The organism is Eubacterium sp. LMAG:50, from assembly GCF_008680265.1.
GTDB lineage: Bacteria > Bacillota > Clostridia > Lachnospirales > Lachnospiraceae > Eubacterium_U > Eubacterium_U album.
The window spans coordinates 89,540-105,434 of record NZ_NALP01000006.1 but is presented as its reverse complement, the minus strand read 5'-3'; the positions used below and the strand labels follow the sequence as shown (position 1 = coordinate 105,434).

At 30.6% G+C, this 15,895-nt stretch carries 16 protein-coding genes; all 16 read left to right on the top strand.

Annotation, left to right across the window (positions count from 1 at the left end):
- Positions 1 to 140 precede the first annotated feature (140 nt).
- The 16 genes from alaS to miaB all read left to right on the top strand — a co-directional run bounded on the left by alaS (position 141) and on the right by miaB (position 15,895).
- Positions 141 to 2,780, top strand: a complete 2,640-nt coding sequence (gene alaS / locus CCC31_RS03260) for an alanine--tRNA ligase (protein ID WP_118565103.1) — start codon at positions 141 to 143, stop codon at positions 2,778 to 2,780.
- Positions 2,781 to 2,915: 135 nt separating this feature from the next.
- A complete protein-coding gene (gene rpsU / locus CCC31_RS03255; protein ID WP_005362674.1) occupies positions 2,916 to 3,092 on the top strand; it encodes a 30S ribosomal protein S21 in 177 nt (58 codons plus the stop codon).
- Between the two features lie 82 nt (positions 3,093 to 3,174).
- Complete coding sequence (locus tag CCC31_RS12670) at positions 3,175 to 3,462, top strand: YabP/YqfC family sporulation protein (RefSeq protein ID WP_117909435.1); 288 nt, start codon at positions 3,175 to 3,177, stop codon at positions 3,460 to 3,462.
- Complete coding sequence (locus tag CCC31_RS03250) at positions 3,431 to 4,612, top strand: sporulation protein YqfD (protein ID WP_118565102.1); 1,182 nt, start codon at positions 3,431 to 3,433, stop codon at positions 4,610 to 4,612. Before CCC31_RS12670 ends, CCC31_RS03250 begins: the two co-directional genes overlap by 32 nt.
- A complete protein-coding gene (locus tag CCC31_RS03245; RefSeq protein ID WP_118565101.1) occupies positions 4,599 to 5,588 on the top strand; it encodes a PhoH family protein in 990 nt (329 codons plus the stop codon). The genes CCC31_RS03250 and CCC31_RS03245 overlap by 14 nt, the downstream gene beginning before the upstream one ends.
- Positions 5,588 to 6,091 (top strand): rRNA maturation RNase YbeY, encoded by a 504-nt coding sequence (gene ybeY, locus CCC31_RS03240; protein ID WP_117909431.1) that lies wholly within the window; start codon positions 5,588 to 5,590, stop codon positions 6,089 to 6,091. Before CCC31_RS03245 ends, ybeY begins: the two co-directional genes overlap by 1 nt.
- 2 nt (positions 6,092 to 6,093) lie before the next feature.
- The gene (locus CCC31_RS03235) at positions 6,094 to 7,167 is read left to right on the top strand and encodes a DUF3048 domain-containing protein (RefSeq protein WP_290849656.1); all 1,074 of its coding nucleotides are present in this window, start codon (positions 6,094 to 6,096) and stop codon (positions 7,165 to 7,167) included.
- Positions 7,168 to 7,178: 11 nt separating this feature from the next.
- Entirely contained in the window at positions 7,179 to 7,556 is a 378-nt protein-coding gene (locus CCC31_RS03230) for a cytidine deaminase (protein ID WP_118565099.1), read from the top strand.
- Positions 7,557 to 7,569: 13 nt separating this feature from the next.
- Positions 7,570 to 9,234 carry a polysaccharide biosynthesis protein gene (locus CCC31_RS03225; RefSeq protein ID WP_118565098.1) on the top strand — a complete coding sequence of 555 codons (1,665 nt, stop codon included), beginning with the start codon at positions 7,570 to 7,572 and terminating at the stop codon, positions 9,232 to 9,234.
- A 48-nt stretch (positions 9,235 to 9,282) separates the two neighbouring features.
- Entirely contained in the window at positions 9,283 to 9,606 is a 324-nt protein-coding gene (locus CCC31_RS03220; protein ID WP_022088420.1) for a hypothetical protein, read from the top strand.
- 12 nt (positions 9,607 to 9,618) lie between these two features.
- Complete coding sequence (locus CCC31_RS03215; protein ID WP_290849652.1) at positions 9,619 to 10,818, top strand: NAD(P)/FAD-dependent oxidoreductase; 1,200 nt, start codon at positions 9,619 to 9,621, stop codon at positions 10,816 to 10,818.
- A complete protein-coding gene (locus tag CCC31_RS03210; RefSeq protein ID WP_290849650.1) occupies positions 10,805 to 12,382 on the top strand; it encodes an FAD-dependent protein in 1,578 nt (525 codons plus the stop codon). The genes CCC31_RS03215 and CCC31_RS03210 overlap by 14 nt, the downstream gene beginning before the upstream one ends.
- Positions 12,383 to 12,529: 147 nt before the next feature.
- Positions 12,530 to 13,717 carry a hypothetical protein gene (locus CCC31_RS03205; RefSeq protein WP_022089619.1) on the top strand — a complete coding sequence of 396 codons (1,188 nt, stop codon included), beginning with the start codon at positions 12,530 to 12,532 and terminating at the stop codon, positions 13,715 to 13,717.
- Positions 13,718 to 13,736: 19 nt separating this feature from the next.
- Positions 13,737 to 13,943, top strand: a complete 207-nt coding sequence (locus tag CCC31_RS03200) for a DUF896 domain-containing protein (protein ID WP_022089618.1) — start codon at positions 13,737 to 13,739, stop codon at positions 13,941 to 13,943.
- A 1-nt stretch (position 13,944) separates the two neighbouring features.
- Complete coding sequence (locus CCC31_RS03195) at positions 13,945 to 14,478, top strand: 5-formyltetrahydrofolate cyclo-ligase (protein WP_022089617.1); 534 nt, start codon at positions 13,945 to 13,947, stop codon at positions 14,476 to 14,478.
- A 10-nt stretch (positions 14,479 to 14,488) separates the two neighbouring features.
- The gene (miaB, locus tag CCC31_RS03190; protein ID WP_118565093.1) at positions 14,489 to 15,895 is read left to right on the top strand and encodes a tRNA (N6-isopentenyl adenosine(37)-C2)-methylthiotransferase MiaB; all 1,407 of its coding nucleotides are present in this window, start codon (positions 14,489 to 14,491) and stop codon (positions 15,893 to 15,895) included.

Below are 15,895 nucleotides of genomic sequence, written 5' to 3'. Positions count from 1 at the left end.
CAAATAGATGCGTAAGTATGCAAACTAAATCAACCTATAATGCAAATTAAATCAATCTATAATCTTGAAAAACAATAGTCCTTATGCTAGAATTATTTATTGAGTTTTAGCATAAGGATTAATATTTGGAGGATAAATAAATGCAAAAATACGGATTAAACGAATTAAGAAAAATGTATTTAGATTTTTTTGCATCTAAAGACCATTTGGTATTGGGTAGCTTTTCTTTAGTTCCCCACAATGATAACAGCTTATTGTTGATTAATGCAGGTATGGCACCTCTTAAGCCATATTTTACAGGTCAGGAAATTCCACCTAAGACAAGAGTAGCTACATGTCAGAAATGTATCAGAACAGGTGATATTGAAAATATAGGTAAAACAGCAAGACACGGTACATTCTTTGAAATGCTTGGTAACTTCTCATTTGGAGATTATTTCAAGACAGAAGCAATTCATTGGTCATGGGAATTTTTGACAGAAGTTGTTGGATTGGAAGCAGACAGACTTTATCCTTCAGTTTATCTTGAAGATGACGAAGCATTTGATATATGGAACAAAGAAATGGGTATTCCTGCTGATAGAATATTTAAGTTTGGTAAGGAAGACAATTTCTGGGAGCATGGTGCAGGACCTTGCGGACCATGTTCAGAAATTTATTATGACCGTGGTGAAAAATATGGTTGTGGTAAGCCGGATTGCACAGTAGGTTGTGAGTGCGACAGATACATTGAAATTTGGAACAACGTATTTACACAGTTTGAAAATGACGGAAAAGGAAATTATACAACTCTTAAACAGAAAAATATTGATACAGGTATGGGTCTTGAAAGACTTGCAACTGTTGTTCAGGATGTAGATTCAATTTTTGATGTTGATACAATCAGAGCTTTAAGAGATAAAGTTTGTGAATTTTCAGGAAAAGAATATAAAAAAGAATATGCATGGGATGTTTCAATTAGAATTATAACAGACCATATCCGTTCAGCTACATTTATGATTTCTGACGGAATTATGCCATCTAACGAAGGAAGAGGTTATGTTCTTAGAAGATTAATCAGACGTGCTGCAAGACACGGACGTTTACTTGGAATTGATGGAAAATTCCTTGCAAAATTAAGTGAAACTGTTATTGAAAGTTCAAAAGACGGTTATCCTGAATTAGAAGAAAAGAAAAACATGATTTTTAAAGTTCTTACTGAAGAAGAAAACAAATTCAATAAGACAATAGATCAAGGACTTGGAATCCTTACTGATATGCAAAAAGAAATGGATAATGCAGGTTCAAAGACTCTTTCAGGAAAAAATGCATTTAAATTATATGACACATATGGATTTCCTCTTGATTTGACAAAGGAAATCCTTGAAGAAAAAGGATTTAATGTTGATGAAGACGGATTTAAAGCATGCATGGAAGAACAGAAAGAAAAAGCTAGAAAAGCCAGAAAGAAAACAAATTACATGGGTGCAGATGCTACAATTTACGAGCAGATGGATAAAAATATCACATCTAAATTTGTAGGATATGACAAATTAGAAAATGAATCAGTAATTTCAACAATTGCAACTGAAGATGAAATTGTAGAAGCAATCACTGATGGTGATATGGGAACAATCGTTGTTGATGAAACTGTTTTCTACGCTACAATGGGTGGACAGGCAGGAGATATTGGTGTAATTACAAACGGCGACAGTGAATTTGAAGTAAAAGATACAATTAAGCTTTTAGGTGGAAAGATTGGTCATATAGGACAGGTTACTAAGGGAATGTTCTCTGTTGGAGATAATGTTACACTTAAGGTTAATAAGCATAATAGAGAAGATACAGGCAAAAACCATAGTGCAACACATTTATTACAGAAAGCTTTAAAGATTGTATTAGGAGATCATATTGAACAGGCAGGCTCATTAGTTACTGCAGACAGACTTAGATTTGACTTTACTCATTTCCAGGCTATGACTCCTGAAGAAATTGAGAAAGTTGAAGATATTGTAAACAATGAAATCGCTGAAAATCTTCCTGTAATTACTAAAGAAATGTCATTAGAAGATGCTAAGAAGACAGGGGCTATGGCATTGTTTGGCGAAAAATATGGTGAAACGGTTCGAGTCGTTTCAATGGGTGATTTTTCAGTTGAATTATGTGGTGGTACCCATGTAGCAAATACAGGAGTTATTTCAGCATTTAAGATTGTTTCAGAATCAGGTATTGCTGCCGGAGTAAGACGTATTGAAGCTTTAACATCAACAGGTCTTATGAAACATTATGAATCAATTGAAGAAGAAATGAATCTTGCAGCTAAGGTTGCTAAAGCTGAACCTATAGCACTTGTAAAGAAAATTGAAGCTATGCAGGAAGAAATAAAAGCTCTTATGAGTGAAAACGAAAAACTCAAGAGCAAAATTGCTAATGCATCTGTTGGAAATGCTGATGACCAGATTGTTGATGTAAATGGAGTTAAGTTATTAGCGATAAAAGTCGCAGACGTTGATATGAATGGTTTGAGAAATTTAGGCGATCAGATGAAAGAAAAGACAAACGATGGAGTTGTTGTTATCGTATCAACTTTAGGCGATAAAGTTAATGTTATTGCAATGGCTGGTGATGATGCAATCAGTAAAGGTGCACATGCCGGAAATATCATTAAGGAAGTAGCTAAATGTGTTGGCGGTGGCGGCGGCGGTCGTCCTAATATGGCACAGGCCGGAGGAAAGAATCCTGCAGGTGCAGATGACGCGTTAGCAAAGGCTAAAGAAGTTCTTGAAAGCCAGGTAAAATAATAAGCAAAAAATCTTCAATATACTATAAAAAGTGGTTGACGATGTGGAAATATATGTTATAATATTTTTTGTGTGTTATGAAACACAATACCTACAGTTTTAGGAATATCGTAACTGGAGGGAGGTAAGGAAAGAATGTCAAGCGTTATCGTTAAAGAAAACGAATCAATCGACAGTGCTTTACGTAGATTCAAGAGAAATTGCGCAAAGGCTGGTATTCAGCAGGAGATTCGTAAAAGAGAACATTACGAAAAACCAAGCGTTAAGCGTAAGAAGAAATCAGAAGCTGCTAGAAAGCGCAAGTATAATTAATTATAAAAAACCGGAGTTTATGCTCCGGTTTTTTTTATGTATTATATTTTAAACAATTCATATACTTAATAATAATAGCTATATGTGGAGAAAAGCTATAGATAAATATAAAATTTGTGATGCCGGCCAAATACCTACAGATGTAGTTTTTAAAGAATCTATTGTTGATATCTTAGGAAAAAGGTGTGCTTATATAGAAAATTATATTTCGATAATTGAATTATCAGATACAAACATAATAGTTAAGTGCAAACGTTACTATATTTTTATAAAGGGTAACGGATTAAATATCGAATATTATAATAATAAAATCTGTATGAAAATAATAGGAGATCTTAATGAAATATCATTTTGTAGAAATTTGCATTAATAGTTACGATATTAAAAGATTATTGAAATTTAACGAATTAGAGTATAGAGAGATTAAGATTTCAAATAACGAAGCTACTTTTCTTATAAACAAAAAATATTTAGCAAGGCTAACAGAAAAATGCGAGAAATACAATATTGAAATTAAAAATGTTTCCGAAATTGGAAATATAAATAAAATAAAAAAAATTAAATACATAAAAATATTTGGTATTTCGTTAGCATCATTTTTATTGATTGTAGTTATATTATCTATGTTTATCTGGAACATTACAATAGATGGCAATGTAATGCATACTTCCAATGAATTATATAATTTTATAAGAAAACAAAACGTATATGTAGGAGAATATAAAGGAAAAATTGATTGCGATGAAATAGAAAAAAAGATTCGTAATAAATATTCTGATATAACATGGGTTTGTGCAGAAATTAAAGGGACAAATCTCATAATTCATGTAAATGAAAATTATAATCGAACGATAAAGGAACAGGAAAATTCTCCGTATAATATTATTGCAAATTGTGATGCACAAATAGATAGCATAATAACAAGAACAGGTGTCGGCAATGTAAAGAAAGGTGACAAAGTTAAAAAAGGTGATTTGCTGATTTCAGGAGAAGTAGATACATATAACGAATTTGAAGAAATTATAGCTAAGAAATATGTTAAGGCTGACGGTGAAATTTATGCCAAAGTTAAATATGAATTTAATAAAAAATATAAAATAAAAGAAAAAGTAAAAAAATATGGAAAGAAATATTCATATTTTAACGTTTCGTTTGGTGATATGGCAATATTAAATGGCGAAGGCAAAAATAAAGACATTGTGATTGAAAAAAATAAACTTCATTTTTTGAAAAATTATTATCTGCCTGTTACATTTACAAAAATTACAAATATTCCTTTTAAATATGTTGAAGTAAAAAGAAATAAAACTCAAATAAAAACACTAATAGATAATGATTTTACATATTATTTAATGACTTTAGAACAAAAAGGGTATAAAATTCTAGAAAAAAATGTTAAAATGAAGATTGTCGGTGACACATATATAGGAAAAGGACAGGTGACAGTTGTTCAACCTTTTGGGTCACTTGAAGAGTTAAGTATATCAGAGGAAGGAACTACAGTTAATGAGCGTGATTGAGAGTATTATAGATATTCCTGCTGAGCATGAAAAAAAGATTTATGGAAATTTTGATGAAAATATAAAGAAAATAGAAAGAACACTTCATGTCACCATTATATCTAGAGATTCACAAATAAAAATTATTGGTGGTGAAGTTGCTGCCAAAAGGGCAAAAAAAGTATTTGAACAGCTTTTTAAATTATCTTTACGTGGCAATGAAATAACAGAGCAAAATGTTGATTATGCGTTATCATTATCTTTTGAGGATAACGAACAGGCGATTGTCGAATTAGATGATGATATGATATGCAGAACTGCGGCAGGAAAGCCTGTTAAGCCTAAAACATTAGGTCAGAAGCATTATGTAGATGAAATACGTAAGAAGATGATTGTATTTGGAATTGGCCCGGCAGGAACAGGTAAAACATATCTTGCAATGGCAATGGCAATAACTGCTTTAAAAAATGATGAGGTAAACAGAATCATTTTGACAAGACCGGCTATTGAAGCAGGAGAAAATCTTGGATTTTTACCAGGCGATTTACAAAGCAAGGTTGATCCATATTTACGTCCTTTATATGATGCGTTATATCAGATAATGGGGGCAGAAAGTTTTATGCATAATTCTGAAAAGGGAATTATAGAAGTTGCTCCTTTAGCTTATATGCGTGGACGTACATTAGATAATGCATTTATTATCTTAGATGAAGCACAGAACACTACGCCTGCACAGATGAAGATGTTTTTAACAAGAATCGGCTTTGGATCAAAGGTAATCGTGACTGGTGATTTAACTCAAAAAGATTTACCTAGAGACGCTGTTTCAGGATTAGATGTTGCGTTAAAGGTTTTAAGTAAAGTTGAGGATATAAGTTTTGTTAACTTGACAAACAAAGACGTTGTAAGACATCCTCTTGTTCAGAAAATCGTTAAAGCATATGAAGAATATGATGAAAAAATGGCAAAAAAGAAACAACAAAGGGAAAAGAAATAATGAATATTTATATTGAAAACGAATATGACAAAGAAATGAAGGAACGACTTGATTATGAAAAACTTATAGAAGAGGTTGTTAATGAAGCCGTGGATTATGTGAAATGTCCATATGAGTGTGAAGTTAATGTAACTATTGTAACGAATGAAAGAATTCATGAGATAAATAACGAGTTTAGAGGAATTGATAAAGAAACTGACGTATTATCATTTCCGATGATTGATTATGATAAGCCGGGTGATTTTACAGGATTTGATGAGATTGATGATTATTTTGATTTAGATACCGGAGAATTAATTTTAGGTGATATTGTTATTTCATATGACCGTGTAATAAGTCAGGCACATGAATTTAATCATTCAGTTAGAAGAGAATTTGCTTTTCTTGTTGCCCATAGTATGCTTCATCTGTTTGGATATGACCATATGGAGGAAGATGAAAGGGTGGAAATGGAAAGAAAGCAAAATGATATTTTAATAAATTTAGGAATTACGAGGGAGTAAACATGCAAAAAAAGATACTAACAGCATTAACATTAATCATAGTAGCCATGATTTTAGTAACAGGATGCAAAGGAAAGAAAACTGAAAAAGAAGAAAAAACAACTGTTGAAGAAACAACAATTGAAGAAACAACTGTCGACAATTCACATATCGGACAGGTAAGAAGTAAATTAACCGGTGAATATGTAGATGAAAAAATTGGTAATAGAAGACCTGTTGCCGTAATGTACAATAACATTATAAATGCAATTCCTCATTCAGGACTTAGCAATGCAAGTGTATGCTATGAAGCACCTGTTGAAGGATGCATAACACGTATAATGGGTATTTTTGAAAATTACGATGATCTTAAAAAGATTGGTTCAATAAGAAGCTGCAGAATTTATTATTGTTATTTTGCATTGGAATGGGATGCTATCTATGTTCATTTTGGACAGTCTAAATATGCACTTGATTTTCTAAAAAGCGATAAGATTGATAATGTAGGTTCATATCAGTCTGTTGCAAATAGCATTTTCTTTAGAACAACAGATAGAGTTGCACCACATAACTGTTTTATTGATGGTGCAGGAATTAAAAAGGGAATTAAAGAATTAGGCTATAGAAAAAAATACAAAAAAGATTACAGTTCACATTTCCAATTTGCTGATGAGGGAACTAAAGTAGATTTAGCAAGCGAAAAGATTGCCAATAAAGTAGAACTTGGTTACCAGATAAATAAACCTTGGTTTGAATATGATGCAGCTACAGGATTATATAAGAGATTCCAATATGGAAAAGCACACATTGATGATCAGAATAATGAACAGCTGTCTTGTTCTAATATAATTATTCAGTATGTTAACGCTACTCTTTATCCTGATAATAAGAGTTTGGATATGACTTTAACAGGCTCAGGAAAAGGTTGGTATATTACAAACGGTAAGACTGAAAAAATTACTTGGAATAAATCAGACAAGCTTGGAAGAACTACATATTTAGATAAATCAGGAAATGAAATTGTTTTAAATGATGGTAAAACATGGATTTGCATGGTTCAGAATGAATATTCTGATAATGTAAAAATTTCAAAATAAGAGTGAGTATTATGAGTAATGATGAGTTGATATCAAAAGCATATGAGGCAATGAAAAATTCATACGCACCTTACAGCAAATTTAATGTAGGGGCAGTTGCTTTATGTGGTGAAAAAATTTACATGGGATGTAATATTGAAAATGCATCTTTCGGTGCAACTATATGTGCTGAAAGATGTGCTATTTTCAAAGCTGTATCAGATGGATATACAAAAATTGACAAAATAGTAATTGTATGCTCTACGCACGATTTTGCGTATCCATGCGGAATATGCAGACAGGTTATGACAGAATTTATGGATGAAAATGGAATAATTGTTGTAACTAATGATAAGGAAATAAGAGAATACAAACTTTCTGACTTGATGCCGGAAAGTTTTCGTATGTAATTAGGAGATTTCAATGTCAAAGAAAAAAATAAAAAACAGCTTTCTTCTACAAGGAAGTATTTTAGCTGTAGCAGGTTTATTAGTAAGAGTTATAGGTTTAATATATCGTGTTCCTTTAACTAATATTTTAGGTGAAAAAGGCATGGGATGTTATGGCACGGCTTATGATGTGTATAATATTTTAATTTTATTATCATCACAAAGTATGCCTATTGCAGTCTCAAAGCTTGTTTCTGAAAAATTAGGAAGAAATGAAAATAATAATGCTCACAGAATTTTTAAAGGAGCATTAATATACGGGCTTGTAATTGGTGTTATATGTGGATTAATTGCATTTTTTGGCGGAGAATGGCTTGCTTCAACATTTTATCATGCTCCATCAGCCGGAAGAGCATTAAAGGTATTAGCTCCTACATTAACAATAGCATGCATTTTAGGAGTTTTCCGTGGTTATATGCAGGGACTTGGAGATATGGTGCCAACTGCGATTTCTCAGATATTTGAACAGATTGTAAATGCTTTTGTAAGTGTGTTTGCAGCATACGAATTATTAAATTATGGATACTCTGTTTCTACAATGTTATCAGAAAGTAAAGCAGAAGCAAATGCAATATCATATGGTGCTGCAGGTGGAACTTTAGGTACATGCCTTGGTGCGGCTACAGCTCTTTTAGTCCTGATTATTATCTACTTAAAAAGAAAGTCGGATATATTGGCTGATATTTCAAAGCAGGATAAAGGCGCATTGGATTCATTTAGTAGAATAACAAAAATGATTATATTTACAATTACACCAATGCTCATAAGTACAACAATTTATAACATTAGCAACTTGTTGGATAATCCGATTTTCCAGAATATTATGGAGTTGAAATTTGGCTTAAAAGAAGATGCAAGATTAGCATTGTGGGGTGTATACAGCTCACAGTATAGAGTACTTACTACTATGCCAATAGCTATTGCATCTGCATTAGCGGCAGCAATTGTACCGTCAATGATTCGTTCATATGCTGCCGGTGATAAACTAATTGTAAATAATAAAATAGATTCAGCAATTAAATTTTCAATGATAATTGCCCTGCCTTGCGGCTTTGGATTATCTGTATTAGGTGGACCAATAAACAAAATGCTATTTCCTAATTTGAGTAATGATATGATTGTTTACATGATGATGTTTAGTGTATTTACAGTTACGGCATTTTCTTTATCAACAATCAGTAATTCAATATTACAGGGAATTGATAAATTGAATGTTCCTATTAAGAATTCAGCAATTTCATTAGGTATTCATTTAGTTATTTTGCCTTTATTACTCGTTGTATTCAAATTAGGAATATACGCTGTTGTAATAGGTGATTTCACATTTGCAATGACTGTATGTGTATTAAATTCATATTCAATAAAAAATTATACAGGCTATACACAGGAAATAAAAAATACATTTGTTAAACCTATAATTTCATCGGTAATTATGTCTATATGTTGTTATTTAGTTTATTTATTATTCCATAAATTAATCGGAAGTAATACAATATCAACGTTAATCGCTATATGTGTAGCTATTGCAGTATATGGAATTATGGTTATTAAAACGAAAATTGTTACAGAAAATGAATTGGAATCTGTTCCAAAAGGAACTATGATTATTAAAATATGTAAAAAAATTCATCTGCTGTAGTATATAAAAATATAAAACGGTAAAAAATATATGCAAAGGAGTTTATTTATGAACAAGCGTGCATATATTTTTTGTTTAGTTGCAGCTGTAATTGTTGCAACATTTGTAATTGGATATAATATTGGAACAGATAAACAATCAAAGAAGAATAATTCTCAGACTAATGCTAAAGTAATAGAAAAAGAAGGCTATTGGTTGCAATCAGTGGAAGGATACATTGTAGTATTTGAAAATGATAGAGCAACTGTTGTTGCATCCACAGAAATACCAGTGTCCAGTTTGTCAAAAAAAGAGCAGGATGTTTTAGCTGAAGGTTTTTACTTTGATACAGCAGAAGAATTATTTAAATTTCTTGAGGCTAATACCAGTTGAGGAATATTTACAATGAAAATATGTATAATCGGTGCCGGAGCGGCAGGAATGGTGGCTGCAATAAATGTAGCAAATGAAAATAATGAGGTTTTTATTTTAGAACACACATCAAAAATAGGTTCTAAAATAAGAATCTCCGGTAATGGAAAATGCAATTTGACTAATGAATCAGTTTCAAAAGAAAAATATAATAATCAGGACTTTGCAGATGTAGTGTTAAACGAATTTTCTGTCGATGATACAAAACAATTTTTCTATAATTGCGGTTTAATGTTAAAAGATAAAAATGGATATTATTATCCTATGAGTGAGCAGGCAGCATCTGTTATTGATGTATTGCAAAGTGAATTGTATAAAAGAAATGTAAAATTAATTACTGATTTTCATATTACAAGAATGCATAGAAAAGATGATAAATTTATAATTAAGGGTAATAATAAAGAAATTATAGCCGACAAGCTTATAATTGCAACTGGTGGAAAGTCTGCTGCAAAAACCGGTTCTGATGGAAGTGGATACAGTTATGCAAAAATGTTTGGCCATAATATAATTGAACAGGTTCCCGGATTAACAGGAATTGTATGCAAAAATAAAATCTGTAAATCTTTTGCAGGCGTAAGAACTAAAGCAACTGTAACAGCTTTTATAGAAGGAGCATCAGTATATAAGGAAACCGGAGAAGTGCAATTTACTGATTATGGCTTATCAGGAATTCCTATATTTAATTGCTGTAATTATATTTCCAGAGCTATAAATTTAGAAAAAGATGTTGAAATAACAGTTGATTATTTACCTGATATTAAGAGTGAGGATATAGAAAAATTTATTATTACACAAAAAGATAACGGAAAAAGTGTATTATATGCTTTAAAAGGAATGTTACCGTCAAAAATAGCTAATGGTATTTATGAAATAGTAGTTAATAAATGTAAAAAAGATTCTGAATACTTTATTTCAAATATAATAAATTTTATAAAAAAATTTGAATTTAAAGCAATAGATACGAGAGATTACGAACAGGCTCAGGTTACGTGTGGAGGAGTTGATTTATCAGAAATAAATCCTAAAACAATGGAATCTAAACTTGTAAAAAACTTGTATTTCGCAGGTGAAGTGGTCGATATTAACGGTTTATGTGGCGGTTATAATTTACAATTTGCATGGTCAAGCGGTGCAATTGCAGGAAAGAGTTGTTTATATGATAAAAATTAAAGTTAATCAAATTAAGATGAATGTTAAGCATAGTATAGATGATGTTGTTAAGGAAGCACTTAAAAAAGTTCATACACAAAAAAACAACCTTGTGTCATATAAAATTATAAAAAAATCAATTGATGCAAGAAAATCACCAATATATATATATGCTGTTCAATTAGAGTTAAATAAATACAATTTAAAAAAATTACCTAAAGATGTTTCAATTGTAAAAAAAGAAGAAAAATACATATACAATGTTACGGGTAATAAAAAAATAGATAATCCACCTGTTGTTGTAGGATTTGGCCCGGCCGGAATGTTTTGTGGCTATCTTTTAGCAAAAGCAGGTTATAATCCTATAATAATTGAAAGAGGCAAGGATGTTGACAGTAGAATTATAGATGTTGAAGAATTTTGGAAAACCGGTAAATTAAATACAGAGTCAAATGTTCAATTTGGAGAAGGTGGCGCGGGAACTTTTTCTGATGGAAAATTAAACACAGGAATTAAAGATAAAAACGGTCGTCAGAATTTTGTTCTGGAAACATTTGTAAAATGTGGTGCACCCGAAAATATCATGTATGATTCAAAACCTCACATAGGAACAGATATTCTTCAAATTGTTGTAAAAAACTTAAGAAAAGAAATAGAATCACTTGGTGGAAAAGTATTGTTTGAAAGTAAGCTTACTAACATCGAAAAAGAAGGTGGTTTTTATAATTTAGAAATCAATAATTCAGAAAAAATTCAGAATCAAATATGTATTTTGGCTATAGGTCATAGTGCAAGAGATACTTTCGAAATGCTATATAACAAATCATTTCCAATGGAACAAAAACCATTTGCAATAGGTGTTCGTGTTGAGCATTTACAGGATATGATAAATAAATCACAATATGGAGTTGATAATTGTGAAGGTTTGCCTGCTGCACCATATAAATTAACATACAATACAAAGAGCAAAAGAGGCGTATATTCTTTTTGTATGTGTCCTGGAGGATGCGTGGTTAATGCTTCTTCTGAAGATAAACGTTTAGCTGTCAATGGTATGAGTTATAGCGCTCGAGATGGTAAAAATGCAAACAGTGCGATAGTTACAACTATTACTCCAAATGATTTTGAAAGTAAACATCCATTAGCAGGAATGTATTTACAACGTGAATTAGAAGAAAAAGCATTTAATGAAGGAAAAGGTGCAATTCCTGTTCAACTATATGGTGACTTTGTAAATAACAAAATCAGTCATGAATTTGGAAATGTTATTCCTGACATAAAAGGAAAATATTCTTTTGCGAATATAAAAAATGTATTACCTAAATATATTTGCGATTCAATAGAAGAGGCAATGCCATATTTTGGCAAGAAAATACAGGGATTTGATAATAAAGATACTGTATTTGCGGCGATTGAAAGCAGAACGTCATCACCTGTAAGAATTATAAGAGAAGACGATTTTCAATCAGTATTTAAAGGTGTTTATCCTTGTGGTGAAGGGGCAGGTTATGCCGGAGGCATTACAAGTGCAGCTATTGATGGTATAAAGGTGTTTGAATCGATTATTTCTGAATTCAGACCATAGTATTATTATTTGAACAATTATATTTAGATTAAAGGTTTGCAATTTTGAGTTATACATATCTAAGAATGAAAATATAGACCTTTTTTCAATTTTGTAGTATGATTTAGTTTGTAAAAATTTCGTTATATAAACGCGTGAGGAGTCATAATGAACATTAGATTTTTAGCCCAATCAGAATATTTTAATGGAATTCATTTAAAAGATGATATAATTCTTGAAAAAGAATATGAAGATAGTAAGTTTAGCAATATTAAAAAAGTACACTATTTCGTGTATCATTTAGAAGATAATATAAGAAAAGAAATTCTTCCAAGAAGCGAAAAACTACAGGTTTTTAATATTACAGACTGTCAGTTTCAGTCAGATTATATTTATTTTACTGAATTCGATGATCAATATGATGGAAATTACAATTTAAATATAATTAAATATAATTATATTGATGATACATATTTAAAAATAATTACCTTAAAGGATAATTTAAATCTATATCCTGATAAAAAACAAATAAAAATATATATATTAAATGAATCTAATTTAATAATACAAAGGGCAATTCCAAGAGGAAATTATAAAGATAATTATGCCGGATTTTTTGATTTTTCATCTATTTTATTTAATTTTGTAGATAATAAGCAATATAAAATCAACGATGAAAATTTAATTAACAATGGAATTGAATTTATGATTCCATATAACGAAAATTCATGTATTATGAAAACAGGATACTCTTTATTTGATGAGAATAAGCATGATTTACTCGAAAAAGAAGAAGCAGCTGTTGAAACTTTAATGGTAATAAACATTCAGCAATTTATATCGGATTTATTACTTGAACAGACACATATGGTTATACCGTCAATAGCCCAGGCATACTATGATACTACATTAGTATTTGCTGAGGTTCAGAATAATTATTTATTATATTCTACATTCGATTTTAATAAGGATGAAGAAACGATTTGCTTTTATAATCTTGAAAGCAAAGAAGAATATACATGTATTAACAAAACAAAAACCGGAAGTTCAACAAGAGCAAATGCTATATTAATTAACGGAACACCATATGTTAAAATTGACAAAGATTCTAAAAGCCAATTTCTTAATTTAGAGACTAACGAGGTTGATGCAGTTTACAGTAATAAAGAAAAGATAGTTTTCATTAATAATAATCTCATTGCAAGTGTCAATGAGAAAAAGCCTTTATTTGGCAAAGAATATGAATATGTTGCAATTCAGAAATTCCCTTCGACAGAAGTATTGCTTGAAGAAAAAGGGTATTTTATTGGTGCAATCGCGGCAAATAGTGATACTACATATATATTTCTAAAATAAAATAAAAGGAAAAGAAAAAATGGACCAGAAGAAAATAAAGAGAATAAATGAATTGGCAAGAAAATCTAAAGCAGAAGGATTAACTGACAGTGAAAAGAAAGAACAGGAACAGTTGCGTACAGAATATAGAATGGCTGTTATTGGTAATTTAAAAGGTGAATTAAAAAATGTAAAAATTAAAAATCCTGATGGAACAATTGTGGATTTAAAACCTAAAGGACATTAAAATGGATTTAAACATTCTTAGAAAAGAAATAAAGCAAAAAAGATTATCTCTTGATTACCAAAAATTTGAACTTTATAATTTGGAAATCAATAATACAATAATAAATAGCAAAATTTATAATAGCAGTAAAGTTGTTTACTGCTATTGTAGTGTAAATAATGAAGTTGATATGACATTGCTTATGAGTGACTGCTTAAATAAAGGTAAAATTCTTGCACTTCCAAAAGTAATTGGAAACGACATGACATTTTATACAATTACTGATTTTAACCAGTTAAAAAAAGGCTATATGAAAATACCTGAACCTGTCACAGATAATATTGCACCTAAACCGGATATTGTTATAGTTCCGGGACTTGCATTTACTAAAGAAGGAAAGCGAATTGGATATGGCGCAGGCTTTTATGACAGATATTTAAAAAATATAGATACATATAAAATCGGTGTAGGGTTTAATTTTCAAATTGTGGATGAACTTAAGCAGCATGAAAATGATATCAATTTAGATACCATAATAACAAATGAGATAGTTTAGGAGAAATAAAGTGAATTTTGTAAATGAAACAGAAAAGCAGGCTTATTACATAGCTAAATGTAAAGAAATAATTTCTAATAGAGAAAAAGAATTAGGAAGAAAATTAAAGGCATGTGTAGCAACATTTGGATGTCAGATGAATTTCAAAGATTCAGAGAAACTTATAGGTATTCTTAATGAAATCGGATATGAAGAAACAGAAGATGAACATGCTGATTTAGTACTTTATAATACATGTACTGTACGTGAAAATGCTAATTTAAAAATATACGGAAGATTAGGATATTTATCAAAATTAAAAAAAGAAAACAGCAATATGATTATAGGTTTATGCGGATGCATGATGCAGGAAGAACATGTTGTTGAAAAAATCAAAAAGAGTTATAAATTTGTTGACTTAATCTTTGGTACACATAACATTTTTAAGTTAGCAGAATTATTATATGAAAGACTTTCAGGTCAAAAATCTGTAATTGATATATGGCAGGGTACAACAGAAATAGTAGAAGATTTACCTAGTGAAAGAAAATACAGTTTTAAATCCGGAGTTAATATAATGTATGGATGTAACAATTTTTGTAGTTACTGTATTGTACCATATGTTAGAGGAAGGGAAAGAAGCAGAAAACCTGAAGATATAATTAATGAAATCAAGAAATTAGTTAGTGAAGGTGTAGTTGAAATAATGTTGTTAGGTCAAAATGTTAATTCATATGGTAAGACATTAGAAAATCCAATGACATTTGCACAGCTTTTACAGGAAATTGAAAAAATAGACGGTCTAAAGAGAGTTAGATTTATGACGAGTCATCCAAAGGATTTGTCTGATGAATTAATTGATGTAATGGCTCATTCTAAAAAAATTTGCAAGCAGATGCATTTGCCATTACAGTCAGGAAGCGACCGTTTATTAAAAATAATGAACAGGCATTATGACAAACAGCATTATCTTGAAATCGTAGATAAATTAAGAAAAGCAATTCCTGATATTGGAATTTCAACAGATATCATTGTTGGTTTTCCCGGTGAGACAGAAGAAGATTTTAATGAAACACTAGATGTTGTTAAGAAAGTTCAATATGACAGTGCATTTACATTTATTTATTCAAAGCGTTCGGGAACACCTGCTGCAGAAATGGAAAATCAGGTTCCACAGGATGTAGTTAAAGATAGATTTGACAGACTTTTAAAAGTTGTAAATGAAATATCATCAAAGAAAACTGCCAAATATGAAGGAACAACACAATTAGTTATGGCAGAAGAAGTAAACAGCCATGACCCTGAATTAATTACAGGACGATTAAGCAACAACACGGTAGTTCATTTTAAGGGAACTAAGGATTTAATTGGTCAGGAATTAAAAGTTAAATTACTAAAAGCCAAAGGATTTTATTATTTTGGAGAAATAGAGGCATAA

Excerpts from the sequence above, each read along its gene's own strand:
- CCC31_RS03220 (WP_022088420.1), top strand. The coding sequence starts at position 9,283 with ATGAACAAGCGTGCATATATTTTTTGTTTAGTTGCAGCTGTAATTGTT.
- CCC31_RS03225 (WP_118565098.1), top strand. The coding sequence starts at position 7,570 with ATGTCAAAGAAAAAAATAAAAAACAGCTTTCTTCTACAAGGAAGTATT.
- ybeY (WP_117909431.1), top strand. The coding sequence starts at position 5,588 with ATGAATATTTATATTGAAAACGAATATGACAAAGAAATGAAGGAACGA.
- CCC31_RS12670 (WP_117909435.1), top strand. The coding sequence starts at position 3,175 with ATGTGGAGAAAAGCTATAGATAAATATAAAATTTGTGATGCCGGCCAA.
- CCC31_RS03205 (WP_022089619.1), top strand. The coding sequence starts at position 12,530 with ATGAACATTAGATTTTTAGCCCAATCAGAATATTTTAATGGAATTCAT.
- CCC31_RS03250 (WP_118565102.1), top strand. The coding sequence starts at position 3,431 with ATGAAATATCATTTTGTAGAAATTTGCATTAATAGTTACGATATTAAA.
- CCC31_RS03200 (WP_022089618.1), top strand. The coding sequence starts at position 13,737 with ATGGACCAGAAGAAAATAAAGAGAATAAATGAATTGGCAAGAAAATCT.
- alaS (WP_118565103.1), top strand. The coding sequence starts at position 141 with ATGCAAAAATACGGATTAAACGAATTAAGAAAAATGTATTTAGATTTT.
- CCC31_RS03195 (WP_022089617.1), top strand. The coding sequence starts at position 13,945 with ATGGATTTAAACATTCTTAGAAAAGAAATAAAGCAAAAAAGATTATCT.
- CCC31_RS03210 (WP_290849650.1), top strand. The coding sequence starts at position 10,805 with ATGATAAAAATTAAAGTTAATCAAATTAAGATGAATGTTAAGCATAGT.
- CCC31_RS03245 (WP_118565101.1), top strand. The coding sequence starts at position 4,599 with ATGAGCGTGATTGAGAGTATTATAGATATTCCTGCTGAGCATGAAAAA.
- CCC31_RS03215 (WP_290849652.1), top strand. The coding sequence starts at position 9,619 with ATGAAAATATGTATAATCGGTGCCGGAGCGGCAGGAATGGTGGCTGCA.
- CCC31_RS03230 (WP_118565099.1), top strand. The coding sequence starts at position 7,179 with ATGAGTAATGATGAGTTGATATCAAAAGCATATGAGGCAATGAAAAAT.
- rpsU (WP_005362674.1), top strand. The coding sequence starts at position 2,916 with ATGTCAAGCGTTATCGTTAAAGAAAACGAATCAATCGACAGTGCTTTA.
- CCC31_RS03235 (WP_290849656.1), top strand. The coding sequence starts at position 6,094 with ATGCAAAAAAAGATACTAACAGCATTAACATTAATCATAGTAGCCATG.